General features: G+C 69.8%; 18 protein-coding genes. 9 read left to right on the top strand and 9 right to left on the bottom strand.

All coding sequences use genetic code 11. The annotated features are described in order from the left end of the window. Positions 1–9 precede the first annotated feature (9 nt). Genes AC25Y0_RS07100 through AC25Y0_RS07060 form a run of 9 tightly spaced genes read left to right on the top strand, consistent with a single transcriptional unit; the run spans position 10 to position 13,436 of the window. Positions 10–1,614, top strand: coding sequence for an ABC transporter substrate-binding protein (locus AC25Y0_RS07100; RefSeq protein ID WP_488121946.1), 1,605 nt, complete (start codon positions 10–12; stop codon positions 1,612–1,614). A 55-nt stretch (positions 1,615–1,669) separates the two neighbouring features. Next, positions 1,670–2,665, top strand: a complete 996-nt coding sequence (locus tag AC25Y0_RS07095) for an ABC transporter permease (protein WP_488121947.1) — start codon at positions 1,670–1,672, stop codon at positions 2,663–2,665. Continuing rightward, positions 2,665–4,566, top strand: a complete 1,902-nt coding sequence (locus AC25Y0_RS07090) for a dipeptide/oligopeptide/nickel ABC transporter permease/ATP-binding protein (protein WP_488121948.1) — start codon at positions 2,665–2,667, stop codon at positions 4,564–4,566. The genes AC25Y0_RS07095 and AC25Y0_RS07090 overlap by 1 nt, the downstream gene beginning before the upstream one ends. Then, a complete protein-coding gene (locus tag AC25Y0_RS07085) occupies positions 4,563–5,336 on the top strand; it encodes an ABC transporter ATP-binding protein (RefSeq protein WP_488121949.1) in 774 nt (257 codons plus the stop codon). The genes AC25Y0_RS07090 and AC25Y0_RS07085 overlap by 4 nt, the downstream gene beginning before the upstream one ends. Then, a complete protein-coding gene (locus AC25Y0_RS07080) occupies positions 5,333–8,737 on the top strand; it encodes a serine hydrolase (protein ID WP_488134432.1) in 3,405 nt (1,134 codons plus the stop codon). The genes AC25Y0_RS07085 and AC25Y0_RS07080 overlap by 4 nt, the downstream gene beginning before the upstream one ends. Continuing rightward, positions 8,734–9,858 carry a M20 family metallopeptidase gene (locus AC25Y0_RS07075; protein ID WP_488121951.1) on the top strand — a complete coding sequence of 375 codons (1,125 nt, stop codon included), beginning with the start codon at positions 8,734–8,736 and terminating at the stop codon, positions 9,856–9,858. The genes AC25Y0_RS07080 and AC25Y0_RS07075 overlap by 4 nt, the downstream gene beginning before the upstream one ends. Continuing rightward, entirely contained in the window at positions 9,855–10,661 is an 807-nt protein-coding gene (locus AC25Y0_RS07070) for a GNAT family N-acetyltransferase (protein WP_488121952.1), read from the top strand. Before AC25Y0_RS07075 ends, AC25Y0_RS07070 begins: the two co-directional genes overlap by 4 nt. Further along, a complete protein-coding gene (gene menC, locus AC25Y0_RS07065) occupies positions 10,658–11,758 on the top strand; it encodes an o-succinylbenzoate synthase (RefSeq protein WP_488121953.1) in 1,101 nt (366 codons plus the stop codon). Before AC25Y0_RS07070 ends, menC begins: the two co-directional genes overlap by 4 nt. A gap of 19 nt (positions 11,759–11,777) precedes the next feature. Continuing rightward, a complete protein-coding gene (locus AC25Y0_RS07060) occupies positions 11,778–13,436 on the top strand; it encodes a PucR family transcriptional regulator (protein WP_488121954.1) in 1,659 nt (552 codons plus the stop codon). 10 nt (positions 13,437–13,446) lie between these two features. Here the strand turns inward: AC25Y0_RS07060 and AC25Y0_RS07055 are convergent, their stop codons facing one another. From AC25Y0_RS07055 to hpaE, 9 genes are all read right to left on the bottom strand, one after another. Then, positions 13,447–14,649, bottom strand: a complete 1,203-nt coding sequence (locus AC25Y0_RS07055) for a nitrate/nitrite transporter (RefSeq protein WP_488121955.1) — start codon at positions 14,647–14,649, stop codon at positions 13,447–13,449. Then, positions 14,646–15,413, bottom strand: coding sequence for a respiratory nitrate reductase subunit gamma (gene narI / locus AC25Y0_RS07050; RefSeq protein ID WP_488121956.1), 768 nt, complete (start codon positions 15,411–15,413; stop codon positions 14,646–14,648). The genes AC25Y0_RS07055 and narI overlap by 4 nt, the downstream gene beginning before the upstream one ends. Then, on the bottom strand, positions 15,413–16,033 hold the full coding sequence (gene narJ, locus AC25Y0_RS07045) for a nitrate reductase molybdenum cofactor assembly chaperone (protein ID WP_488121957.1): 621 nt from the start codon (positions 16,031–16,033) through the stop codon (positions 15,413–15,415). The genes narI and narJ overlap by 1 nt, the downstream gene beginning before the upstream one ends. Further along, on the bottom strand, positions 16,030–17,706 hold the full coding sequence (gene narH / locus AC25Y0_RS07040; protein WP_488121958.1) for a nitrate reductase subunit beta: 1,677 nt from the start codon (positions 17,704–17,706) through the stop codon (positions 16,030–16,032). The genes narJ and narH overlap by 4 nt, the downstream gene beginning before the upstream one ends. Next, positions 17,706–21,407, bottom strand: coding sequence for a nitrate reductase subunit alpha (locus AC25Y0_RS07035; protein WP_488121959.1), 3,702 nt, complete (start codon positions 21,405–21,407; stop codon positions 17,706–17,708). The genes narH and AC25Y0_RS07035 overlap by 1 nt, the downstream gene beginning before the upstream one ends. A 42-nt stretch (positions 21,408–21,449) precedes the next feature. Then, positions 21,450–22,250, bottom strand: a complete 801-nt coding sequence (locus tag AC25Y0_RS07030; protein WP_488134431.1) for an HpcH/HpaI aldolase family protein — start codon at positions 22,248–22,250, stop codon at positions 21,450–21,452. Beyond that, on the bottom strand, positions 22,235–23,020 hold the full coding sequence (locus AC25Y0_RS07025) for a 2-keto-4-pentenoate hydratase (protein ID WP_488121961.1): 786 nt from the start codon (positions 23,018–23,020) through the stop codon (positions 22,235–22,237). Before AC25Y0_RS07025 ends, AC25Y0_RS07030 begins: the two co-directional genes overlap by 16 nt. Before the next feature lie 87 nt (positions 23,021–23,107). Further along, a complete protein-coding gene (gene hpaD / locus AC25Y0_RS07020) occupies positions 23,108–24,274 on the bottom strand; it encodes a 3,4-dihydroxyphenylacetate 2,3-dioxygenase (RefSeq protein ID WP_488121962.1) in 1,167 nt (388 codons plus the stop codon). A gap of 41 nt (positions 24,275–24,315) precedes the next feature. Next, positions 24,316–25,866, bottom strand: coding sequence for a 5-carboxymethyl-2-hydroxymuconate semialdehyde dehydrogenase (gene hpaE, locus AC25Y0_RS07015; protein ID WP_488121963.1), 1,551 nt, complete (start codon positions 25,864–25,866; stop codon positions 24,316–24,318). Between the last annotated feature and the right edge of the window lie 9 nt (positions 25,867–25,875).

Raw genomic sequence — 25,875 nt, 5'->3', positions numbered from 1 at the left:
AGAACCCGAATGAACGCTGTCACCAGGCCGGCGCTGGTCGCCGCCACCGCCGTCGTCGCCGTCGTCGCGCTCGCCGCCTGTTCGGGCGGCGGAGGCGGTGGCGGCGGAGAGTCCACGGGCGCAGGAGAGTACGTCGACGGAGCCGCGTTCACGTTCGCGCAGGTCACCGATCCCGGCGCCCTCGACCCGCAGGCATCCGCCGCGAGCGCTCTCTTCCAGCTCACGGCGTTCGCCTATGACGCGCTCGTCAGCGTCGACGAGGAAGGCGCCATCCGAAGCCAGCTCGCCCAGGAGTGGAGCGTCGACGGCGACACCGTGACGCTGACGCTCACCGACGGCATCACATGCTCCGACGGCTCGGAGTTCACCGCCGAGACGGTGGTCGCCAACCTGGACTGGATCGGCGACCCCGAGAACCAGAGCCCCTTCCTCGGTTCGTTCCTCGCGCCCGGCCTCACGGCGACGGCCGAGGGCAGCACCGTGACGCTCACGCTCGGGGCCCCGGCGCCCTTTGTGCTGCAGGGCCTCGCGAACGTACCGATGGTGTGCGATGCGGGCCTCGCCGACCGCGACCGTCTCGCGACTGAGACCCTCGGCACGGGTCCGTACGTGCTCACCGAAGCGGCTCCCAACGACCACTACACGTACGAGTTGCGCGAAGGCTACACGTGGGGTCCCGGCGGAGCGACGACGGACGAGCAGGGCATGCCCGCGACGATCACCTCGCGCATCATCCCGAACGAGACGACCTCGGCGAACCTCGTGATGTCGGGCGAGATCAACGCCGCGCAGGTCGTCGGGCCCGACGCGCAGCGTCTCGCCGGCGCGAACCTGTTCTCGACCGAGATCGAGGCGCTGGTCGGCGAGCAGTGGTACAACCAGGGCGAAGGGCACGCGACGAGTGATCCCGCCGTGCGGATGGCGCTGACGCAGGCCGTCGATCTCGCCGAGCTGCAGAAAGTGCTGACCGGCGGCGCGGGCGCCCCCGCCAAGCGCCTCACGATCGTCGCTCCGTCGGCCTGCACGTACGACTCCGTGACCGGAAACGTGCCCGAGACCGATGTCGACGCCGCAAATGCGCTACTCGACGATGCGGGCTGGACCCTCGGTTCCGATGGTGTGCGCGAGAAGGACGGCCAGCGCCTGGAGTTCACCTTCCTGTACGCCAACTCGCTCGGCACGGGCGGCACGTCGGCCGCCGAGCTGGCGACGAAGGCGTGGGAGCAGATCGGCGTCAAGGTCAACCCCGCGCAGAACGACTCGACGACCCTCACGAACGCGATCTTCGGCACGGGCGCGTGGGAGATCGCCTGGGTCCCGCTCAACGTGAACAACCCCGACCAGGTCGTGGGCTTCGTGTCGGGTCCCGCCGCTCCCGAGGGGACCAACTTCGCGGGCATTCAGAACGACGCCTACGAGGCGGGCATGGCTGAGGCCATGACGATCTCCGGCGTCGACGGCTGCGACGCGTGGAGCGCCGCAGAAGCCGAACTCTTCCGCGCCGCCGATATCGTGCCTTTCGCCAACAGCGTTGTGAAGATCTTCGGCAACGGCGCCGAGTTCGATCAGGTCGACACGATCATCCCCACCAGCATCCGGATGCTGGCCTCCTGAGTCGCACCCCCGTGTACGCGCCGGACGATATCCGGCGCGGGAAGGAACACCGCTCATGACTACCGCCGTCGCCCCGCCCGCTGTGGAGGTGCCCCGAGCCCGCGATCATCGCTGGCTCCGGTTCATCCTCCGCCGGACGGGGCGTCTGCTGGTGTCGATATGGGTGCTCATGACGGCGGCGTTCCTCATGATCCACCTCATCCCCGGAGATCCGGTGCGTTCGGCCCTGGGAGCGACGGCGTCGGCAGAGCTGGTCGCCGCGCGCCGCGAGTCTCTGGGGCTCAACGACCCCCTCCTCGTGCAGTACCTGAACTACTTCGCGGGCGTCTTCACGGGCGACTTCGGCACATCCATCCAGACGAACGTGCCCGTCGTCGACATCATCGCGCAGCGCCTCCCTGCCACCGCGAGTCTCGCGGTCCTGGCCTTCCTCTTCGCCGTCGTCGTGTCAGTTCCGATCGGCGTCGCCGTCGCCGTCGCGACGCGCCGCGGACGCGGGCGCCGCCTCGAGCTCGGCTTCGCTTCGGGCAGCGTTTTCGTCTCGGCGATTCCGGACTTCCTCCTCGGCGTCGCCCTCGTCGCCGTCTTCGGGGTCGGCCTCGGCTGGCTTCCGATCGCGGGGCGAGGCGGTCCGGAGTCGTACATCCTGCCGGTCATCGCGCTCGCGCTCGGGCCGGCGGCCGTGCTCGCGCGCATCGTGCGCGTCGAGATGCTCGGTGTGCTCGAGGCCGACTTCGTCCGCACGGCCCGCGCCAAGCGCCTCACACCGTGGCGGATCTATCTGAGCCACGCGCTCCCCAACGCCGTCACGGCGGCCCTCACGCTCGCGGGTCTGTTGCTCGGCGCACTCGTGGTGGGAACCGTGCTCGTCGAGAACGTCTTCGCGTGGCCGGGACTCGGCTCGACGATCGTCTCGTCCATCCAGATGAAGGACTACCCCGTCGTGCAGGCCACCGTGCTCGTCTATGGCGCGGGCGTCCTCGTCATCAACACCGTCGTCGACGCGGTGCTCGCGCTGCTGGATCCGCGCACGACGGTGGCGGAGAACTGATGCGTGCCGTACGCCGCACGCTCGGCACGCCCCTCGGCCTCACCGCCGCGATCCTCCTCGCGCTCGTGCTCGCGACTGCCGCCTTCGCGCCGCTCCTGTGGGGCGCGCAGGCCGACGTCATGGACACCGGCAACATCCTCGCGGGGCCGTCGCTCGAGCATCCGGTCGGAACGGATGGGCTCGGGCGCGACCTGCTGCTGCGCGTGCTCGTCGCGACGCAGCTGTCGGTCTCGCTCGCGCTCACCGCCACCCTCGTCGCCGTGACGGCGGGGCTGATCCTCGGCGTCGCGCCCTTCCTCCTCGGGCGCGCGGGGCGCGCCGTCACCTGGTTCGTCGGCATCGCGGTCGCCTTCCCCGGCCTGCTCCTGGCGCTCTTCTTCGCCGTCATCTTCGGCACCGGCTGGCTCGGCGCGACGCTTGCGATCGGACTCGCCGGCGCTCCCTCCTTCGCGCGGCTGTGCCACACGCTCGTCGCGGGCATCGCGGCGCGGGACTTCGTCGCCGCCGCGCGCATCGGCGGTGTCGGACGCATCCGCGTGCTCTTCCGCCACATCCTGCCCAACATCGGCGAGCCGCTCATCGTCAACGCGACGATCGGCGCGGGCGGATCGCTCCTGGCCTTCGCGGGACTGTCGTTCCTCGGCCTGGGCGTCCAGCCCCCGCAGTACGACTGGGGCCGTCTCATGATGGAGGGCCTCTCGGGCATCTACATCAACCCCGTCGCCGCCCTCGCTCCCGGCGTCGCCGTCGTCATCGCGGGGCTCGCATTCAACCTCGTGGGCGAAGCCGCCGCGCGGGCGCTCGATGTGCACGCAACGGGGCTCATCGCGCAGCTCGCCCGCGTGCAGCCGCGACGTCCCCAGCCGGCACCGGCCACCACGGCCGCGAACGACGTGCTCGCCGTGCGCGACCTCACGGTCACCTTCCCGGGCGGCGCAGGTCCCATCCAGCCCGTGCGTGGCGTCTCGTTCTCGCTGCGTGCGGGAGAGATCGTCGGCATCGTCGGCGAATCCGGCTCGGGCAAGTCGCTGACGGCGCTCGCCATCGCGCAGCTCGTCGAGGCGCCGGGGGTCGTCGGCGCCGAGACGCTGCGGTTCGCCGGGGCCGACCTTCTCGCGGGAAGCCCCGCCTCGCACCGCCGACTCCTCGGCACGTCGCTCGCGATGGTCTTCCAGGACCCGATGACGAGCTTCAACCCCACCAAGCGCATCGGCGGACAGCTCGCCGAGCTCTCGGCGCAGCACCACGGCATGACGCGCCGCGAGGCGCACGCGCGCGCCGTCGATCGCCTCGGGGCGGTGCGCATCGCCGACCCCGAGCGCCGCGCGCGGCAGTATCCGCACGAGTTCTCCGGCGGCATGCGCCAGCGCGCCATGATCGGCATGGGGCTCATGGGCAGCCCGCGCCTCATCATCGCCGACGAGCCGACGACGGCTCTCGACGTGACGGTGCAGCGCCAGGTCCTCGATCTGCTCCGGACCATCCGCGACGAGAACGACGTCGCGATCCTGCTGATCAGTCACGACGTCTCGGTCGTCTCCGAGATCTGCGATCGGGTGCTCGTCATGTACGCCGGGCGGATCGTCGAGGACCTGCCCGCGGCAGAGCTCTCGCGCGCGCAGCATCCCTACACCAGAGCTCTCCTCGCGGCCGTCCCGGACATGACCACCGACATCGATCAGCCCCTCGCGACGATCGGCGGTCGACCCGTCGACCCCGCCCAGGTGCCGCCGGGCTGCGCCTTCGCGTCGCGCTGCCCCCTCGCCGATGCGCACTGCCGCGCGGCCTCACCGCCCCTCGTGACACATGCCGCCGGCATCCGCGTCGCGTGCTGGCACGCCGGCGAACCGTTGCCAGCCGTGACGGAGCCCGCGCGCGACGCGGAGGAGGTCGTCGTATGAGCGAACTGCGCTTCGAGGCCGTCACGGTGCGCTTCGGACGAGGTGCCGGGGCGATGACCGCCGTCGACGACGTGAGCCTCACGGTGCCGCACGGCGAGGTGCTCGGCCTCGTGGGCGAGTCCGGTTCGGGAAAATCCACCCTCGCCCGCGCGGCGGTGGGCCTCACCCCGCTGCACGCGGGGCGCATCCTGCTCGATGACCGACCGATCGATGTGCGTCGCGGCCGGCGTCCGCTGCAGATGGTGTTCCAGGACCCGTACTCGTCGCTGGATCCGCGCATGACCATCGGCGCGAGCATCGCCGAGACCCTCCCGAAGGGGCTGTCCCGCGCGGCGCAGCGCGCCGAGGTCGAGCGGCTCCTCGAACTCGTGCACCTCGACCCGGCCCGTGCCGGGGCCTACCCGTCGCAGCTGTCCGGCGGTCAGCGTCAGCGCGTCGCGATCGGCCGCGCCCTCGCGGGGCGACCCGACGTGCTCATCGCCGACGAGATCACCTCGGCGCTGGACGTCTCGATCCAAGGCGCGATCTTGAACCTCGTGCGCGAACTGCAGGCCGAGCTCGGACTGTCGATGCTCTTCATCTCGCACAACCTCGCCGTCGTCCGCTACGTCGCATCGCGTGTCGCGGTCATGCACCGCGGGCGCATCGTCGAAGAGGGTCCGACCGCCGACGTCCTCTCCCGACCGTGCGATCCCTACACGCGCGAGCTTCTCGCCGCCATTCCCGGCCGAGTACCTTCCCATTCCGATCCTTCGAGGAGCACCCCGTGACCCGCAGACTCCGCACCGACGACCTGGTCCAGCTCACTCTGCCGAGCCAGCCGGCCCTCGCGCCCGGTGGCGCGCGCATCGCGTACGTCGTGGGCGGCGTCGACGGCGACGCTGATCGACCCACCACGACGCTGTGGACGACGGATGCCGCGGGCTCGGCCCGCCGCCTCACGCAGGGCTCGTCCGACTCGGCACCGGTGTTCTCGCCCGACGGTCAGACCCTCGCCTTCCTGCGCGAGAGCCAGCTGTGGACGCTACCGGTCGCCGGCGGCGAGGCGCAGCAACGCACGCACCTGCCTCTCGGTGCTGGATCCGCGGTGTTCTCGCCCGACGGCACCCGCATCGCCTTCGTGGCACCGGTCGAGCTCGAGGCGCACGGCGATGAGACCGATGACGACCGCGCGAAGCGCTCGACGAGTCCCATGGTGACGGACGGTGTCGGCTACGAAGCCGACGGCACGGGGTACCTCCGCGGCATGCGGATGCAGGTGCACGTGCTCGACCTCGCCTCGGGCGACGTGCAGCAGCTCACGTCTACGGACGCGCAGGCGATGAGCCCCGCGTGGTCGCCCGACGGCTCGCGCATCGCGTACACGGCCGCGCCCGACGGCACGAGCGACCTCGTCTTCCGCGCGGCCGTGCACGTCGTCGATCCCGCCGATCCCGCCGCAGCGCCGCGCGTCGCGGCATTCGCCGAGGGTTGCGCCATGACCGTTTCATACACGCCGGATGGCACGCAGTTCGTCGTCGTGGGTTGGGCGGCTGAGCCCCTCGGCATCGCGCGGCTCTACCGCGTGGATGCCGCCACCGGCGAGGCCGTCGAGCTCGCGGCATCCCTCGATCGCAACGTCATGCCCGGCGCACCGGCTTATCCCGGCGCGATCCCGCAGGTGACCGCTTCGGGCGATGTGCTCTTCGCCGTGCGCGACCGCGGGTGCTCGCACCTGTATGCCGTCGCGCTCACGGGCGGCGAGCCTCGGCTCGTCCACGGCGGCGACGGCATCGTCGTGGCGGGCCTGTCCGTCGCCGGTGACGTTGCGGCGATCGCGGCGTCGGGGCCTACCTCGTTCGGCGAGATCGTGCGGCTCGATCTCGCCGCCGGCACGCGCGAGGTCGTGACGTCGCAGGGCTCGGCTCCCGAGGGCATCGAGCTGTTCGTGCGGGAGTCGCGCGAGTTCGAGATCAGCGACGGCGTGACGGTGCAGGGGTGGATCCTGCGCGACCCCGAGGTGTCCGGTGCCACGCCTCTCCTCGTCGACGTGCACGGCGGCCCGCACAACGCCTGGAACGGAGCGGTCGACGACATGCACCTGTATCACCAGGTGCTCGCCGCACGCGGCTGGACGATCGTGATGCTCAATCCGCGCGGCAGCGACGGCTACGGCGAGGAGTTCTTCACAGCCGTCAACGGACAGTGGGGCGTCATCGACGCGAAGGACTTCCTCGAACCGGTCGACCAGCTCGTCGCGGAAGGACTCGCCGACCCCGCGCGACTCGCGGTGACCGGGTACAGCTACGGCGGGTTCATGACGTGCTACCTCACGAGCCGCGACGACCGTTTCGCGGCCGCTGTCGCGGGCGGTGTCGTGAGCGACCTCGTGAGCATCAGCGGGACGAGCGACGACGCGCACCTGCTCAACGTCTTCGAGATCGGGGCGATGCCGTGGAGCAGCGCGGATCGCGAACGTCTCTCCGAGATGTCGCCCTACGCGCAGGTCGAGAACGTCACGACGCCGACTCTCGTGCTGCACGGCGACGCCGACCTGCGCTGCCCCGTCGACCAGGCGCGCCAGTGGCACACGGCACTGCGCGAGCGCGATGTGCCGACGCGGCTCGTGCTCTACCCCGGCGGCAGCCACATCTTCCCGATCCTCGGGCGACCGAGCCACCGCATCGACTACAACGAGCGCGTCATCGACTGGGTCGAGCGCTACGCCGGCGATGCCGCAGGGCCCCGACCCGCCGCGATCGACGCGGAGCACTGGGAGCGTCGGCTGACCGCCCTCGCGAAGCGCCACGGCGTGCCGGGGGCGCAGCTGGGCATTTTGCGGATGCATGAAGGTCGCACCGACGAGGTCATCACCGCCGTCCACGGCACGCTCAACAAGAACCTCGAGGTCGCGCCCGTCACAAAGGACTCGATCTTCCAGATCGGGTCGATCTCGAAGGTGTGGACGGCGACCGTCGTCATGCGCCTCGTCGACGAGGGCAGGCTCTCGCTGGACACGAAAGTCGCCGACATCCTCCCGCGCGTGCGGCTCGTCGACGACGAGATCACGGAGGGCGTCACCGTCTGGCATCTGCTCACCCACACGAGCGGCATCGACGGCGACATCTTCACCGACACGGGCCGCGGCGACGACGCCGTCGAGAAGTACGTCGACCTGCTCGGCACCGCGGGCCGCAACCACCCCCTCGGTGCGACCTGGTCGTACTGCAACTCGGGGTACTCGATCCTCGGCCGGATCATCGAGGTCGTGACGGGCAAGACGTGGGATGCGGCCCTCAGCGAGCTGCTCTACGAGCCCCTCGGCCTCACCCACACCGTCACGCTCCCCGAGGATGCGATTCTCTACGGCGCCGCCGTCGGTCACGTCGACGCTGGCGGCGAGCAGATCGTGACGCCCGCCTTCCTGCTGCCGCGCTCGGTGGGCCCCGCCGGTCTCATCACGGCACGTGCCGAGGACGTCCTGGCGTTCGCGCGCCTCCACCTCGCGGGCGGTCTCGCCGCCGACGGCACGCGCCTGCTCGAGGAGCGCTCGGTCGCGGCGATGAATGAGTTCCACGCCGAGGTGCCCGACAAGCACGTGCTCGGCGACTCGTGGGGCCTCGGCTGGATCCGCTTCGAGTGGAACGGCGAGCGTCTCTACGGTCACGACGGCAACACGCTCGGGCAGGCGGCGTTCCTGCGCATCCATCCCGAGTCCGGCGTCGCCGTAACGCTGCTCACGAACGGCGGCAACACGCGAGACCTCTACGAAGACCTCTACCGCGAGGTGTTCGCCGAGCTCTCCGGGCTCAAGATGAAGTCGCCCGTGTCGGTGCCCGACGAGCCCCTCGACATCGACATCACGCCCCTCGTCGGCACGTACGAGCGGGCCTCGGTGCGGATGGAGATCCTCGAGGTCGACGGCGGTGCCACGCTGCGCACGACGACCCTCGGGCCGCTCGCCGAGATGATGCCCGACCCCGTCGAGGAGTACGACCTCGTCGGACTCGACGAGCGACTGTGGGCCGTGCGGGCCCCCGGTACGCAGACCTGGGCGACGCTGACGTTCTACGCCCTGCCCACGGGCGAGGAGTACGTGCACTTCGGCGCACGCGCGACCCCGAAGGTCTCGAGCGATGTGGCCCCGGCTGCGCCCTCCGAGGACCGTGAGAAGGTCGGAGCGCCGGCATGATCACGGCCCACGTAGACATCGACACGCTCGTCGACTCGATCCGCCGGTTCGTCGAGTGCGAATCGCCCTCGGCCGATCTTGCTGCCGTCGCCCGCTCCGCCGACGTCGTCACCGCCGTGGGCGAAGAACTCCTCGGCGTCGCTCCGGAGCGGATCGTGATCGACGGAGTGACGCACCTGCGCTGGCGCTTCGGCGACACCACCCGCGTGCTCGTCGTCGCCCACCACGACACCGTCTGGCCGATCGGCACCCTCGGGCGTCTGCCGTTCTCGGTGATCGACGGCGTGATGCGCGGACCGGGATGTTTCGACATGAAGTCGGGTCTCGCGATGGCCCTGCACGCCCTGGCCGCCCTCGACGATCGCGACGGCGTGACGCTGCTCGTGACGGGCGACGAAGAGCTCGGCTCGCCGACGTCGCGCGGTCTCATCGAGGAATCCGCTGCCGGCGCGCGTGCCGCGCTCGTTCTCGAGGCCTCCGCCGACGGCGGCGCCCTCAAGATCGCACGCAAAGGCGTCTCGTTGTACGAGATCGCCGTCGACGGCCTCGGCGCCCACGCGGGACTGGAGCCCGAGAAGGGCGTCAACGCCACGATCGAGCTCGCCCACCTCGTGCTCGCCGTCGCCACCCTCGGCGACGCGACCGCGGGCACCTCGGTGACTCCGACGGTCGCGGGCTCCGGCACGACCACCAACACGGTGCCCGCCCGGGCTTCCTTCTGGATCGACGTCCGCGCGCAGACGGCGCTCGAGCAGGAGCGGGTGGATGAGGCGCTGCGCTCACTCGTCCCGACGGTCCCGGGTGCGAGGGTCCAGGTGCACGGGGGCATCAACCGCCCGCCGCTGGAGTCTGCGGCATCCGCTCGTCTGTTCCCGCTCGCGCAGGCGACCGCCGAGCGCCTCGGCTTCGCGCCCCTCGAGGGGGTCGCCGTGGGTGGAGCGAGTGACGGCAACTTCACGGCCGGCGTCGGTGTGCCGACCCTCGACGGCCTCGGTGCCGTCGGCGGCGGAGCGCACGCCGAGCACGAACACGTGCAGATCGCCGACCTCGTGGCGCGCACCCGGCTGCTCACCGAGCTCGTCACTGAGCTGCGCTCCGACGCGGAAGAGATGCCATCGTGACCGACCTGCTGAACGTCGGGAACGCCGCGACCGACGCGCTCCGGGCGGCACAGAACGCCGCGACGGCGGCGGGGGTCACGGTGCGCGAGATCTCGGGCATCGCCGAGGAGCATGCCGTCGTCGAACTGCTCTGCGCCATCTGGGGTCGAAGTGCCGAGAACCCGCCCATGGCGCCCGAGCTGCTGCGCGCCTTCGCGAAGGCGGGGAACTACATCGGCGGCGCGTTTGACGGCGACGAGCTGATCGGCGCGGCGGTCGCCTTCCACGCCTCGCCCGACCGGCACGCGATGCACAGCCACATCGCGGGTGTCCAAGGTTCGCACGGCGGTCGCTCGGTCGGGTTCGCACTCAAGCTGCATCAGCGCGGCTGGGCGCTCGAGCGCGACATCGAGGCGATCGAGTGGACCTTCGATCCGCTCATCTCGCGCAACGCGTACTTCAACGTCGAGAAGCTGCGGGCGCGTCCTCTCGAGTACCTTCCGAACTTCTACGGGGCGATGTCCGATGCCATCAACGGCGACGACGAGACCGACCGTCTGCTCGTGCGCTGGGAGCTCGCCGACGACGTCGTGCAGGCCGCGGCATCCGGATCCGCTCGCCGGGTCGATCCGCACACAGCGGGGCACGTCAGCGTGGCGCTCCCCGAGCGGATCGAGGAGCTGCGGTCGACCGACCCGGCGGAGGCCCGCGTGTGGCGCCGCGACGTGCGGGAGCAACTGTCCGCTCTGCTCGCCGCGGGAGGACGCATCGTCGGCTACGACCGGTCGGCGGGCTACATCGTGAGAGAAGGAGACCACCGATGAGACTCGAGGGATTCGAGCTGAGACGCGTCGCGATGCCGCTCGTTTCGCCGTTTCGCACGTCGTTCGGCACGCAGACCGAGCGCGACATCCTGCTCGTGCGCGCCGTCACCGACGGTGCGCAGGGGTGGGGGGAGTGCGTCACGCTGCCCAACCCGGTCTACTCACCCGAGTACACCGAGGGAGCCATCGACGTCATGAAGCGGCATTTCATACCGGCGCTCGCCGGTGTGCGGGATGCTCACGGCGTCGGGGCGGCGCTTGCCCGGTTCAAAGGTCACCGCATGGCCAAGGCTGCCCTTGAGATGGCGGTCCTCGACGCCGAGCTGCGTACCGAGGGTCGCTCGTTCGCGCGGGAGCTCGGGTCGACGCGCGACACGGTGCCGTGCGGCGTGTCGGTGGGCATCATGGACTCTGTACCCGAGCTGCTGGACGCCGTGCGCGGCTACCTCGACGAGGGCTACGTGCGCATCAAGCTCAAGATCGAGCCCGGCTGGGACGTCGATGTCGTGCGGGCCGTGCGTGAGGAGTTCGGCGACGACGTGCTGCTGCAGGTCGACGCGAATACGGCGTACACGCTCGGAGATGCGCGCCATCTCGCCAGGCTCGACGACTTCGACCTGCTCCTCATCGAGCAGCCCCTCGAAGAGGAGGATGTGCTCGGCCACGCCGACCTCGCCAAGGTCGTGCGCACGCCGATCTGCCTCGACGAGTCGATCACCTCGGCACAGACCGCCGCCGCTGCGATCCGGCTCGGCGCGACGAGTGTCATCAACATCAAGCCGGGTCGCGTCGGGGGCTACCTCGAGGCGCGTCGCATCCACGATCTGGCGGCGGCGCACGGCATCCCCGTGTGGTGCGGCGGCATGGTGGAATCGGGGCTCGGCCGGGCGGCGAACATCGCGCTCGCGTCGCTGCCGGGGTTCACGCTTCCCGGAGACGTGTCGGCGAGCGATCGGTTCTACGAGGTCGACATCACCGAGCCCTTCGTCATGCGCGACGGTCATCTCACCGTCCCGCAGGGCCCGGGACTCGGCGTCACGCCGCTGGACGACGTGCTCGACGGGCTGACGACGGTGACGGAGTGGGTTCGCCTCTGACCCGGATATGCTCCCCCTCATGACCACCGCTCGGGAGCACGGGTTCGCGCGGTCCAGTCTCGGCCGGATCTACGACGACCTGGGCGGCACGCTCCTCGAGATCGCGCACGGCAGCATCGACACGGCGCGCCTCGTCGGCGGCGTCGTCATCCACGACCCCGCCGATGCGCCGATCTATCCCGAGCACGCGCTCGTGCTCGGGATCGGGATACCGGATGCCGCGCAGCTGGCGGCTGTCCTCCACGATCTCGCGCCGCATTCGATCGCCGCGCTCGTGCTGCGCTCACCCGTGCCGGTCGACGACGCCGTACGGACGGCGGCCGATGCGCACGGCATCGCGCTGCTGGGCCTCGCGCGAGGCGCGACGTGGACCCAGCTGGCCGCTCTGCTGCGCTCGCTCCTGGCCGAGGACGACATCGGCGGCACGCAGATCGAGTCGTTCGGCGGGCTCCCTTCGGGGGACCTCTTCGCGGTCGCGAACGCGATCGCGGCGCTGCTGAATGCGCCCATCACGATCGAGGACCGCTCGTCGCGGGTGCTCGCCTTCTCGGGGCGTCAGGACGAAGCCGACGCCTCGCGCGCCGAGACGATCATCGGGCGCCAGGTGCCCGAGCGCTACGCCCGGACGCTGACCGAACTCGGGGTGTTCCGCGAGCTGTACCGTCACGACCACCCCGTCGTGGTCGATCCGATCCAGCTCGGAGAGGGCGTCACGACGCAACGCGTCGCGATCGCCGTGCGCGCCGGGGACGAGATGCTCGGCTCGATCTGGGCGGCGATGGACGGCGCACTCACCGACGAACGCGTCGCGACGCTGCGCGACGCGGCGAAGCTCGTCGCCCTGCACATGCTGCGGGTGCGCGCGGGAGCCGACGTTCAGCGGCGCCTGCGCGCCGAGCTCGTGAGCACGGCGCTCGAGGGTGGTGCGGGTGCGCGAGACGCCCTCGCGCGCCTGAGCCTGGCAGGCGAGCCGGTCAGCGTCGTCGCGGCGTCCCTCACGGCGGCGACACCGAGCGGGGCGGCACGGGATGATCAGCAGCTCCTCGCCGACCGGGAGCGCTTCGCCGATGCGCTCGCCGTGCACCTGTCGGCGGTGCGGCCGGGATCAGCCGCGGCGCTCGTGGGCGACACCGTCTACGGTCTGCTCCCCGTGACAGGCGACGACGATCAGGAGCGCGCTCTGCGGATCGCCCGGGACTTCCTCGAGCGTGTCGGCACGCGCATGCCGGCCGTCATCGCCGTCGGTCCGTGCGCCGACGACATCGCCGGCGTCGCGCGGTCACGCGCCGCGGCGCAGCGCGTGCTGCGGGTGCTTCGCGAGCAGCATCCGCCGACCGATGATCGCCCCGTGCGCCTCGTCGCGCGCATGGCGGATGTGCTGACCGAGTCGCTTCTTCTGGAGCTGCGGGATCTCATCGCGGCGCGCGGTGATGTCGTCACGGGCGTCGTCGCGCGCCTGGGCGAGCACGATGAGCGCACGGGCGGTCACCTCGTCGCCACGCTGAGCGCGTGGCTCGACCACTTCGGCGACGTCGGGAGCGCGGCGGCGACGATGTTCGTGCATCCCAACACGTTCCGCTACCGGCTGCGGCGGGCCGCCGAAGTCGGCAGGATCGACCTCGACGACGCCGATGCGCGGTTCGCCGCGATGCTGCAGTTGCGCATGCTCGGCCGCTGACGCCGAGCGCTCACGCGCGGAGGCGGCGCGAACGGGCCCCGAGGAAGATCGTGAAGGCGAGCGCTGCGGCCGCGGTGATCGACAGCAGCAGAAGCCCCGTCGTATAGCTGTGCGTCACGGCGTCATACGTCGCCCCCATCACCAGGGGAGGGAAGTAGCCGCCCAGGCCGCCGGCGGCACCGACGATTCCGGTCACCGAGCCGACGCGTTCGGTGGGGGCACGCTGCGCGACCCACGTGAACACGGCGCCCGTGCCCAGGCCCAGGAGGACCGCCATGGCGATGAAGCTCGCGCCCGCGAGCAGCTCGGGGGGAGGTTTCAGCGAGATGACGACGGCCATGACCGCCGCTCCGCCGAGCGAGATGCTGAGGATCGTGGCCGGCCCGACCCGGTCCGACAGCCATCCGCCGACGGGGCGCGCGATGACGGCGGCGATCGCGAATCCGGCGGTGCGTGCCCCGGCGTCGGCGAGGTCGAATCCGTAGACCTCCCTGAGGTAGGTCGGCAGGTACGTCGAGAAGGCGACGAACCCGCCGAACGTGACGGCGTAGAGGAATGACATCTGCCAGGTGACGGCGAGCTTGCTCGCACCGGCGAGCTTGGGCAGGACGCGGTCGCGGTTGGGCTTCCACGCGGGGGAGTCCGCCATCCCGAACCACACGATGACGGCGACGACCAGAAGCGCGCCCGCGATGACGACGTGCGTCGTGGTGTACCCCCACGACTGGACCATGCGCGGCGTGAAGAACGCCGACAGTGCCGTGCCGCCCATGCCCGCGCCGAACAGGCCTGTCGCGAAGCCGCGTCTGGAGGGGGGATACCAGGCGTTGACGAACGGGATGCCGATCGCGAACGTCGTGCCCGCGATGCCGAGCACGAAGCCGACGACGATGAGCAGGGCGTACGAGCCGGTCTCGCCCGCCCAGATCAGCAGCAGGACGGGCACCGCAGAGATCGCGGTGAGGATCGTGAACATGACGCGGCCGCCGAAGCGGTCGGTCAGCGCCCCCGTGACGATCCGCCCCACCGATCCCACGAGCACGGGGGTCGCGATGAGCATCGACAGCTGCGTCGGGGTGAGGTCGAGCTCCTCGGCGTAGCGCACTCCGAGGGGTCCGATGATGTTCCAGGCCCAGAAGGTCATCGCGAACGCCAGAAGTGCCAGGCCCAGATTGCGCCCGCGGCCGGGCAGGGTGTCGGCGGAGGAGCTCATCGACGGGTCCTCCTCGAGCGGCGCGTCTCGCGATCAGGTGTTCCGACGGGCACCCAGGCGCGCTGGGTCGCGCCCGCGGTCGTGGGGCGACCGTCGCGGGAGCGGTACACGATGTACGGACGGAAGAGATAGTGCACGGGTGCGGTGAAGGCGTGCACGAGCCGTGTGAAGGGCCAGATGATGAACAGCGCCATGCCGATGAGCGTGTGCAGGTGGAACGCGAACGGCGCGGCCGCCATCGCCTCGATCTGTGGTTGGAAGACGAAGAGCGACCGGAACCAGGGCGATACCGTGTCGCGGTAGTTCGCGTCGGGATGCGGGTCGACGACGCTGATGACGGTGGTCGCGAGCCCGGCGACGATCGCCGCGAGGAGCACGACGTACATCAGCTTGTCGTTCTTCGTGGTGGCCATGAAGACGGGGCCCGTCGTGCGGCGCCGGTAGATGAGGATGCCGATGCCGACGGAGGTCGCGAAGCCCGCGACCCCGCCCAGGCTGAGCGCGACGACGTGGTACGCCTCTTCGGTCACGCCGGCGGCCGCGGTCCAGGAATCGGGGATGACGAGTCCGACCACGTGGCCGATCAAGACGACGAGGATGCCGAAGTGGAACAGCGGCGACCCGATGCGCAGCAGCCGTGATTCGTACAGCTCGGAGGAGCGGGTCGTCCACCCGAACTGGTCGTAGCGATAGCGCCAGACGAGGCCGCCGGCGAGGACCGCCACCATGATGTAGGGCAGGATTCCCCACAGGAACAGGTCCATCAGCGCCCTCCGCTCGCCATCGGCAGGAGTCGCGGGTCGTATGCGTCCAAGCCCACGGACTCGGTCGGCGGGCCCTGGGCTGCCATCGCCATCGCCTGCTGGCGATCCTGGGGCGATCGTCCGGGAAGCGTCGCGCACACCGCCGCGACGACGTCGGCGTACGGTGACGCGCGTTCGGCGAGGGCGAGCCGGATGAGCTCGAGGCTCGCGCGGTACTCCTGCAAGAGCGCGGCCCCGGCTTCGGGCCGGTGGCCGGCGAACTCCAGCACGAGGGGGACGTGATCGGGCAGCTCGCCCGTGCCCGAGATCTCCAGGCCCTGCTCGCGGAATCGGCGCTTGAGGTCGGCGAGCACCTGACCGCGCCGACGGGTGTCGCCGTCAGTCCAGTAGGACAGATACAGCGCGTGCCGCTTGGACATGTCGAACGTATCGACGTAGGCGATCTGCACGGCCTCGGTCGTCGAGGAATCCCACCAGTCCAACAGGTGAGCGAACGAGGCGGATGCACCTCGCGCCGACTCTTCTAGCGCGCGGCGCACGACCCCTCGCAGGGCGAGGATGTCGTCGTCGGGATAGCTCAGCACGATCGATGCGGCCCGATAGACGACGGCGCGGTTCATCTCGGTGTCCCGCCGTCGGCGCCGCGCTCGGGGAACAGCCCGTCGGGGCTGCCGTTGCCGTCCCAGTTGAGCAGGTTGACACGACCGCGCAGCTGCTCGCCGCCCGCCGCTGCCCCCGACGTCTGGCGCTCGCGCAGCGCCTGGAACGTCTCGACCGCGACGGGTGTCGGCACACCGCTCGCCTCGCCGAACGGGCCCGAGGCGCTCTCGTACGGGCCGCCGTCGAAGTCGAGCGAGCAGCCGAGCTCTTCGAGCTCGTGCGCCTGTTCGTAATGGGCGGTGGGGATGACGTACCGGTCCTCGTACTTCGCGATCGCCAGCAGGCGGTACATCGCGTAGATCGATTCGCCGTCCATGCCGACCGACGCGGGGATCGACTCGTCGAGATCGCGCTCGAGCGTCATGTCGCGCAGGTACGCGCGCATCGCCGCGAGCTTGCGCAGCACCCCCGTCACGACGGCGGTGTCGCCGGCGGTGAACATCTCGGCGAGGTATTCGACGGGGATGCGCAGCGCCTCGATCGCGCCGAACAGGGTGTTGCTGGACTCGGCGTCGTGGCCCTGTTCGCTCAGGAGGTCGACGATCGGCGACAGCGGCGGGATGTACCAGACCATCGGCATCGTGCGGTATTCGGGGTGCAGGGGCAGGGCCACACGGTGCTTCTTGGCCAGGATGTAGACGGGCGATCGGCGTGCGGCATCCATCCAGTCGTCGGGGATCCCGTCTCGTCGTGCCTGCGCGATGACGTCGGGGTCGTCGGGGTCGAGGATGAGATCGAGCTGCGCTTCGTACAGGTCGCGCTCGTCGGGTGTCGCGGCGGCGGCGGTCACGCGGTCGGCGTCGTACAGGAAGAGCCCGAGGTACCGCAGGCGACCCACGCACGTCTCGGAGCAGACCGTCGGCAGGCCCACTTCGAGCCGCGGATAGCACAGCGTGCACTTCTCGGCCTTGCCGGTCTTGTGGTTGAAGTAGATCTTTTTGTACGGGCAGCCCGTGATGCACATCCGCCAGCCCCGGCAGCGGTCCTGATCCACCAGCACGATGCCGTCTTCGCTGCGCTTGTAGATCGCACCCGAAGGGCATGACGCCATGCACGACGGGTTGAGGCAGTGCTCGCAGATGCGCGGCAGGTAGAACATGAACGTCTGCTCGAACTCGAACTTGATCTTGTCCTCGGAGTCTCGCCGCACCTTCTCGACCATCGGGTCGAGGTGACCCATCTCGGTCGCGCCGCCGAGGTCGTCGTCCCAGTTCGCCGACCACGTGATCTGGGTGTCCTCTCCCGTGATGAGGGACTTCGGCCGTGCGACGGGAAAGTCGTCGCCGAGCGGAGCGTCGATGAGGGTGCGGTAGTCGTAGGTCCACGGCTCGTAGTAGTCCTCGAGCTTGGGCTGCACGGGCGACGAGAAGATCGTGAGCAGCCGGCTGAGCCGCGAGCCCGTGCGCAGTTTGAGCCGCCCGCGCTTGGTGACGGTCCACCCGCCGCGCCACGTCTGCTGATCCTCGTACCGGCGGGGATAGCCCTGACCCGGCCGGGTCTCGACGTTGTTGAACCAGACGTACTCGGTGCCCGCCCTGTTCGTCCACGCCTGCTTGCACGTGACCGAGCACGTGTGGCACCCGATGCACTTGTCGAGGTTCATCACCATGCCCATCTGAGCCATGACACGCATCAGTACGTCACCTCCTGGCTGCGGCGTCGGATCGTCGCCGTCACGTCGCGCTGGTTGCCCGTCGGACCGAGATAGTTGAACGCGTACGACAGCTGGGCGTACGCCCCGATGAGGTGGGTCGGCTTCACGAGCAGGCGCGTGACCGAGTTGTGGATGCCGCCTCGCCGGCCGGTCGCCTCGGATTTCGGCACGTCGATCGTGCGCTCCTGCGCGTGATGCACGTACACGACGCCCTCGGGCATCCGGTGCGAGACGACGGCGCGCGCGACGAGCACGCCGTTGGAGTTGATGCACTCGACCCACTCGTTGTCGGCGGCGCCGATCGCGGCGGCGTCCGCGGGGCTCATCCACACGGTCGGTCCGCCGCGCGAGAGCGACAGCATGAAGAGGTTGTCCTGGTACTCCGAGTGGATCGACCACTTCGAGTGCGGAGTGAGATAGCGAACGACCACCTGCTGCCGGCCATCGGGCCCGAGCTTCGGTTCGCCGAAGAGGCGATGCATGTCCAGCGGCGGCCGATAGATCGGCAGCGCCTCGCCGAGGTCGCGCATCCAATCGTGGTCGAGGTAGAAGTGCATGCGGCCCGTCAGCGTGTGGAAGGGCTTCAGTCGCTCGATGTTGATGGTGAACGGCGCGTAGCGCCGGCCGCCGGTCTCGGATCCCGACCACTCCGGTGAGGTGATGACCGGCATGGGTGCGGCCTGCGTCATCGCGAACGTGATCCGTTTCTCTTCGGACCCCTCTGCCAGGTCGTGCAGCTTCTTGCCGACGCGCTTCTCGAGCGTGGTGAACCCCTGCACCGCCAGCTCGCCGTTCGTCGTGCCCGAGAACCCGAGGATCGCCTCGGCCATCTTCACGTCGGTGTCGATCGCCGGGCGCCCCTCGGCGGCACCGCCGAGCATGACGCCGTTGGTGCGGGCGAGGCGCTCCACCTCGGCGGACATGTCGTACGTCACGTTCTTGGTCGTGAACCCGAGTCGGTCCGCGAGAGGGCCGATCGTCGCGAGCTTGTCGGCGATGGCGGTGTAATCGCGCTCGACGACCACGAGCTGAGGCATCGTCGTTCCCGGCGTCGGTGCGACATCTCCGCGAGCCCAGTCGCGGACGACGCCGCCGGGCTGCGCCGTCTCGCCGGGGGTGTCGTGCTGCACGGGCACCGAGACGATGTCCCGCCGCACACCCAGGTGCGTCTCGGCGAGCTCCGAGAATCGGCGCGCGATCGCGTGGAACATGTCGAAGTCGCTGCGCGCCTCCCACGGCGGGTCGATCGCGGGGGTGAAGGCGTGCACGAACGGATGCATGTCGGTCGAGGACAGATCGTGCTTCTCGTACCACGTGGCGGCGGGGAAGACGACGTCGGACAGCAGGGTCGTCGAGGTCATGCGGAAGTCCGCCGACACGAGCAGATCGAGCTTTCCCTCGGGCACCTCGTCACGCCACGCGATCTCGGTCGGCCGGATCTCGGCCTCTTCGGCGCCCATCACGTTGTGGTGCGTGCCGAGCAGGTTCTTGAGGAAGTACTCATTGCCCTTGGCCGAGGAGCCCATCAGGTTCGACCGCCACAGCGTGAGAAGGCGGGGCCACGATGACGGGGCGTCGATGTCCGAGATGGCAGTGGTGAGGCTGCCGTCGACGAGCCGCGACGAGACATAGGAGGCGGCATCCGTCGCCTCGCCCGCGGCCACGGCGGCGGCGGCGTCATCGGCGAGGTCGAGGGGGTTCGCGTCGTACTGCGGGTAGAACGGCATCCACCCGAGTCGTGCGGCCTGCGAGATCGTGTCGGCGGTGTGCATGCCGGTGAGGTTGCCCTCGTGCAGCGGCGAGGCGAGTGCGTCGGCCGCGTACCCGTCGTAGCGCCACTGGTCGGTGTGCATGTACCAGTAGGCCGTGCCGATCATCGTGCGCGGCGGCCGAACCCAGTCCAGGGCGTTCGCGAGCGACAGCCAGCCCGTGATCGGTCGGCACTTCTCCTGCCCCACGTAGTGCGCCCAGCCGCCTCCGTTTCGCCCCATCGCACCGGTGAGGATCAGCAACGCCAGGATCGAGCGGTACGTCGCGTCGCCGTGGAACCACTGACAGACACCGGCGCCCATGATGATCATCGTGCGACCGTGAGACTCGGCCGAGTTCTGTGCCAGCTCGCGCGCGATCCGCGTGCAGGCCTCGGCGGGCACGCCCGTGATGTCCTCCTGCCACGCGGGCGTGTAGGGGACGGAGGCATCGTCGTACCCTGTCGGCCAGTCGCCCGGCAGCGCGTCCCGGGCGACACCGTACTGCGCGAGCATGAGGTCGAGAACCGTCGTCACGAGCACCCCGTTCACGCGCGTCGCCGGAACTCCGCGGCGCAGGATGCCGCCCGAGCCGTCGGGCGCATCGAACCGGGGGAAGAGCACTTCGGCCGGCTCCTCCGACACATCCGCGTCTCGCACGGACAGGGCGGGCAGAACCTCGCCGAGGTCGAGGTTCCAGCGGCCCTCGCCCGACTCGGCGTAGCGGAACCCGAGCGACCCGTTCGGCACGCGCGGCTCGCCCGACGCGGCATCCAGCACGACCGTCTTCCAGGCGTCCTCGGGGGCGGTCTCGCCGAGATCGGCGGCGGTGAGGAACTTGCCCGGGACGAGGCCGCCGTCGGCGTGCGGGACGAGCGTGATGAGGTGCGGCAGATCGGTGTACGTGCGGGCGAAGTCGACGAAAAACGGCATGCGCTGGTCGACGTAGCGCTCCTTGAGGATGACGTGGCCCATCGCCATGGCCAGCGCAGCATCGGTGCCCGCCTGGCAGGGCAGCCACTCGTCGGCGAACTTGGTGTTGTCGGCGTAGTCGGGCGAGACGGTCACGACCTTCGTGCCGCGGTAGCGCACTTCGGCCATCCAGTGCGCGTCGGGCGTGCGGGTGACGGGTACGTTCGAGCCCCACATCATGAGATAGGTGGCGTCCCACCAGTCCCCTGATTCGGGCACATCCGTCTGGTCGCCGAACACCTGCGGGCTCGCGACCGGCAGATCGGCGTACCAGTCGTAGAACGACGTCATGACGCCCCCGAGGAGCTGGGTGAACCGCGTGCCGACGCAGTGCGACACCATCGACATGGCGGGGATCGGCGAGAACCCCGCGACCCGGTCGGGACCGTACTCCTTGATGGTGTGCACGTAGCCGGCCGCCACGAGCTCGACAGCCTCTTGCCACGACGCGCGCACGAGACCGCCCTTGCCCCGCGCACGCTGGTATCTGCGGCGGGTCTCGGGGTTCGTCGTCACTTCCCCGAAGGCGAGGACGGGATCCCCCGTGCGCGCTTTCGCTGCGCGGTAGTCCTCGAGCAGCACGCCGCGGACGTAGGGATAGCGCACGCGCGTGGGGGAGTAGGTGTACCAAGAGAACGCAGCCCCGCGGGGGCAACCGCGGGGCTCGTACTCAGGGCGATCGGGGCCGACCGACGGATAGTCGGTCTGTTGGGCCTCCCACGTGATGATGCCGTCCTTGACGTACACCTTCCACGAACACGAACCCGTGCAGTTGACGCCGTGCGTCGAGCGGACGACCTTGTCGTGGCTCCAGCGTTCGCGGTAGAACGCGTCTCCGTCGCGACCGCCCTCGCGGAACACGGCGCGGCCGTCGGCGGTCTCATCCCACCGCGTGAAGAACCTGCCGACCTTCAGAAGAGCGTCGGAAGCCGGACCGTCAACACCGGTGGCAGGCGTCATGTCCCGGACGATACCGAACCGGGGGGTTCTGCGGTAGAGGCGTCAGTATGACGCGCGCTCGCCGTCGCCGCCCGTGCTCCACCGCGCGGCGAGAGCCTCGGAACCGCGCGCGAGCAGTGCCACATCGGCGCCGACGAGCACGAACGCCGCGCCCGCATCGAGGTAGGACTGAGCCGTGGCCGGGTCGAAGGCGTTGACGCCGACGGGCTTTCCGGCAGCGCTCACCGCGTCGAACGTCCGGTGCACGGCGGCGATGACGTCGGGGTGGGTCTGCTCCCCGAGCAGCCCCATGGATGCCGCGAGGTCGCTCGGTCCGACGAAGACGCCGTCGACCCCGTCGACCGCGGCGATCTCAGCGGCCGCGTCGACGCCGGCCGCCGTCTCGATCTGCACGAAGAGCGACACGTGTGCGTCGGCGTCCGCGAGGTAGTCGTCGACGCGGTTCCAGCGGGCCGACCGGGCCAGCGCCGACCCGACGCCGCGTCGCCCCCGCGGGGGATACCGCACCGCCTCGACGACGCTGCGGGCCTCGTCGGCCGAAGACACCATGGGCACGAGCAGATTCTGCGCGCCGAGGTCGAGCACCTGCTTGATCGTCACGACGTCGCCGATCGGCACGCGCACGAGCGGAGTCGCGGGATACGCCGACACGGCGTGCAGCTGCGCGAGAACGGACTCGAGCCCGTTCGGAGAGTGCTCCATGTCGATGAGCAGCCAGTCCAGGCCCGATCCCGCGCCGATCTCGGCGACCAACGGCGAGCCCGAGCAGATCCACATGCCGGCGAGCGGGCGATCGGCCGCGGCCAGCCGATCGCGGAAGGTCGGCGTCAGACGAAACGGCATTCGATGACTCCCATCGGCCCATAGTCGCAGCGCACCTCGTCGCCGCGCGAGACCCACATCGGCCGGGTGAACGACCCGGCGAGGATGATCTCGCCCGCCTCGAGCCGGGCGCCGTGCTGGTGGAACTTGTTCGCGAGCCACGCGACCCCCGTCGCGGGGTGATCGAGCACCCCGGCGGCGACGCCCGTCTCGATGATCTCGCCGTTACGGTACAGCAGGCCCGGCACCCAGCGCAGGTCGATCTCGTCGGGGCGCTTGTGCACATCACCGAGCACCATCGCGCCGTACGCGGCGTTGTCGGCGATCGTGTCGACGATCGTCCGTCCTTCCATCTCGATGTGCGAGTTCAGCACCTCGAGGGCGGGCACGGCGTAGTCGATCGCGGCGAGGGCGTCCTCGAGAGTGCAATCGGGGCCTTCCAGCGGCGCTTTCAGCACGAACGCCAGCTCGACCTCGATGCGGATGTTCGAGAAGTGGTCGGCCGGGATACCGGCGCCGGCGGCATACACGGTGTCGTCGAACATGACGCCGTAGTCCGGTTCGGTGATGCCGGTCGCGTCCTGCATCGCTTTGGACGTGAGGCCGATCTTGCGACCTACGAGTGTGCGGCCCGCCGCGAGGTTCTTGTCGCGCCACACTCCCTGGATCGCATAGGAGTCCTCGATCGTGGCGTCCGGGAAACGGGCCGTGATGCGCGGGATCACGCTGTGCGTGCGATCCGCTTCGGCGAGTTCATCCGCGATCCGGGCGATGGTTTCGGGGGGCAGCATCGTGCTTCTCCTCGGTCATTCGTTCATGCGTGCGCGCGTGCAGGGAAGAGTGCGGGCGACGCGCACCGGCGCCGCCCGCACTGCAGGTCACAGCTGGTGACCGAGCTTGTACTCGCCCTGCTTGTACTCGGGCATCGAGTCCTCGCCCTCGTCGCGACGGGTGTACGAGAACCCGTCGGCGCCGATCGTGACGGCCATCTCGGACGAGTCCGTGCGGGCGGTGACCGGCTGCGGGTTGCCGTCGAGGTCGAGCACGAGGGATGCCTCGGTGTACCAGGACGGCACGACGGGGTTGCCCCACCAGTCGCGGCGCTGGTTGTCGTGCACGTCCCACGTGATGACCGGGTTGTCCGGGTCGCCTGTGTAGTAGTCCTGCGTGTAGATCTCGACGCGGTGGCCGTCGGGGTCACGCAGGTAGAGGTAGAAGGCGTTGGAGACGCCGTGACGGCCCGGGCCGCGCTCGATCGCGTCCGAACGGCGCAGAGCCCCGAGCTTGTCGCAGATCGCGAGGATGTTGTGCTTCTCATGGGTCGCGAAGGCGACGTGGTGCATACGCGGCCCGTCGCCCCCGGTCATCGCGGTGTCGTGGACGGTGGGCTTGCGGCGCATCCAGGCGGCGTAGACCGTTCCGGAATCGTCCTGGATGTCCTCGGTCACGCGGAACCCGAGGTCCTGCATGAACCCCACCGCGCGCGGCACGTCAGGGGTGACCTGGTTGAAGTGATCGAGGCGGACCAGTTCGCCCGGGGTGTGCAGGTCGTACCGCCAGGCCAAGCGCTCGACGTGCGTGACGTCGTGGAAGAACTCGTACGGGAAACCGAGCGGGTCCTCAACCCGCACCGAGTCGCCGATGCCCCGCGTGAAGCCGTCGGCACGGCGCTCGACGCGGCATCCGAGCTCCTCGTAGAAGGCGACCGCCTTGTCGAGGTCTTCGGGCGCGCGCACTCGGTACGAGAAGACCGCGACGGCGGCGATGTCGCCCTTGCGCAGCACGAGGTTGTGGTGGATGAACTCCTCGGTCGAGCGCAGGTAGATCGCGTCGTCGTCCTCTTCGGTCACATACAGGCCGAGCACATCGACGTAGAAGGTTCGCGACGCGGCGAGGTCGGTCACGATCAGTTCCATGTACGCGCAGCGCAGGATGTCCGGTGCCGGGGAGGTGGGGGTCGGGACGGGATTGTCGGAGCGGATCGGCGCCTCCTGGCTCACGTAGAAGCCCGAGGAGGTCAGCGTCATGTCGTCACGGTGGGTCATGTCAGCTTCCTTGATTGTCGGTCGACGGTCGCGTCGGCGGGTCAGGACTCGGCGTCTTCGGACGCTTCGGTGATCTCGGCACGCGGCGCCTGCTTGCCGAACGTCGGGTTGTGCACCTTGCCGAGGGTGATGTGCACGGCCTGCTGGTCGGTGTAGAAGTCGATCGAGCGGTAGCCGCCCTCGTGTCCGAGACCCGAAGCCTTGACGCCGCCGAACGGTGTGCGCAGGTCCCGCACGTTGTTGGAGTTGAGCCAGACCATGCCGGCTTCGATGGCCTGCGCGAAGTTGTGTGCGCGCTTGAGGTCGTTCGTCCACACGTAGGCGGCGAGGCCGTACTTGACGCCGTTCGCGAGCTCGAGGGCTTCTTCGTCGGTGTCGAACGGGGTGATGGCGACGACGGGTCCGAAGATCTCCTCCTGGAAGATGCGGGCATCGGGTGCCACGTCGGCGAACACCGTCGGTGCCACGAAGTTGCCCGTGTCGAAACCCTCGGGGCGGCCACCGCCGGCGACGAGCCGGCCTTCGGACTTGCCGATCTCGATGTAGGACATCACCTTGTCGAAGTGCTCGGGGTGCACGAGGGCACCCACCTCGGTCTCGGGCTCGTGCGGGTAGCCCACGACGACGCGCTTCGCCTGCGCGGCGTAACGCGCGACGAACTCGTCGTACACCTCGCGCTGCACGAGGATGCGCGAACCGGCGGTGCAGCGCTCGCCGTTGAGCGAGAACACACCGAAGATCGTCGCGTCGATCGCGGCGTCGAGGTCGGCATCGGCGAAGACGACGGCGGGGGACTTGCCGCCGAGCTCCATGGACAGCCCCTTGAGGTAGGGCGCCGCGTTTCCGAAGATCAGCTGACCCGTGCTGCTTTCACCCGTGAACGAGATGAGGGGCACGCCGGGGTGCTTCACGAGAGCATCGCCGGCCTCTTCGCCGAGGCCGTTGACGAGGTTGAACACGCCCCGGGGCAGGCCGGCCTCCTCGAAGATGCCCGCCCACAGCGACGCCGACAGCGGCGTGAACTCCGCCGGCTTGAGCACGACGGTGTTGCCGGTCGCCAGAGCAGGGCCGAGCTTCCACGACTCGAGCATGAACGGCGTGTTCCAGGGCGTGATGAGCCCCGCGACACCGATCGGCTTGCGATTGACGTAGTTGATCTGCCGGCCCGGCACCTTGTAGGTGTCATCGGCCTGCGCGACGATCAGATCGGCGAAGAACCGGAAGTTCTCGGCCGCACGCCTCGCCTGGCCGAGGGCCTGCGTGATCGGCAGTCCCGAGTCGAACGACTCGAGCTCGGCGAGCCGCGTGTCGCGCGCCTCGACGAGATCGGCGACACGGTGCAGGATGCGCGATCGCTCGCGCGGCAGCATCCGGGGCCAGGGGCCTTCGCGGAACGCGCGGTCAGCAGCGGCGACGGCGCGCTCGATGTCGGCCTTCTTGCCCGAAGCGGCCCGCACGTAGACCTCGTTCGAGACGGGGTCGATCACGTCGAACGTGTCGCCGTCGATCGAGTCGACGAACTCTCCGTCGATGTAGTGCTGGATTCGGTCGGGCAGGTCAGCGGGGACGTATCGGCTGGCGGTGTCGGTCATGGGATTGCT

The organism is Microbacterium sp. Y547 (genome assembly GCF_057669785.1).
The sequence above is the reverse complement of the archived record's forward strand: the minus strand, read 5'-3'. Positions and strand labels throughout refer to the sequence as shown.

Coding starts and splice junctions, on each gene's coding strand:
- AC25Y0_RS07100 (WP_488121946.1), top strand. CDS start 10: ATGAACGCTGTCACCAGGCCGGCGCTGGTCGCCGCCACCGCCGTCGTC.
- AC25Y0_RS07095 (WP_488121947.1), top strand. CDS start 1,670: ATGACTACCGCCGTCGCCCCGCCCGCTGTGGAGGTGCCCCGAGCCCGC.
- AC25Y0_RS07090 (WP_488121948.1), top strand. CDS start 2,665: ATGCGTGCCGTACGCCGCACGCTCGGCACGCCCCTCGGCCTCACCGCC.
- AC25Y0_RS07085 (WP_488121949.1), top strand. CDS start 4,563: ATGAGCGAACTGCGCTTCGAGGCCGTCACGGTGCGCTTCGGACGAGGT.
- AC25Y0_RS07075 (WP_488121951.1), top strand. CDS start 8,734: ATGATCACGGCCCACGTAGACATCGACACGCTCGTCGACTCGATCCGC.
- menC (WP_488121953.1), top strand. CDS start 10,658: ATGAGACTCGAGGGATTCGAGCTGAGACGCGTCGCGATGCCGCTCGTT.
- AC25Y0_RS07060 (WP_488121954.1), top strand. CDS start 11,778: ATGACCACCGCTCGGGAGCACGGGTTCGCGCGGTCCAGTCTCGGCCGG.
- AC25Y0_RS07055 (WP_488121955.1), bottom strand. CDS start 14,649: ATGAGCTCCTCCGCCGACACCCTGCCCGGCCGCGGGCGCAATCTGGGC.
- narI (WP_488121956.1), bottom strand. CDS start 15,413: ATGGACCTGTTCCTGTGGGGAATCCTGCCCTACATCATGGTGGCGGTC.
- narJ (WP_488121957.1), bottom strand. CDS start 16,033: ATGAACCGCGCCGTCGTCTATCGGGCCGCATCGATCGTGCTGAGCTAT.
- narH (WP_488121958.1), bottom strand. CDS start 17,706: ATGCGTGTCATGGCTCAGATGGGCATGGTGATGAACCTCGACAAGTGC.
- AC25Y0_RS07035 (WP_488121959.1), bottom strand. CDS start 21,407: ATGACGCCTGCCACCGGTGTTGACGGTCCGGCTTCCGACGCTCTTCTG.
- AC25Y0_RS07030 (WP_488134431.1), bottom strand. CDS start 22,250: ATGCCGTTTCGTCTGACGCCGACCTTCCGCGATCGGCTGGCCGCGGCC.
- AC25Y0_RS07025 (WP_488121961.1), bottom strand. CDS start 23,020: ATGCTGCCCCCCGAAACCATCGCCCGGATCGCGGATGAACTCGCCGAA.
- hpaD (WP_488121962.1), bottom strand. CDS start 24,274: ATGACCCACCGTGACGACATGACGCTGACCTCCTCGGGCTTCTACGTG.
- hpaE (WP_488121963.1), bottom strand. CDS start 25,866: ATGACCGACACCGCCAGCCGATACGTCCCCGCTGACCTGCCCGACCGA.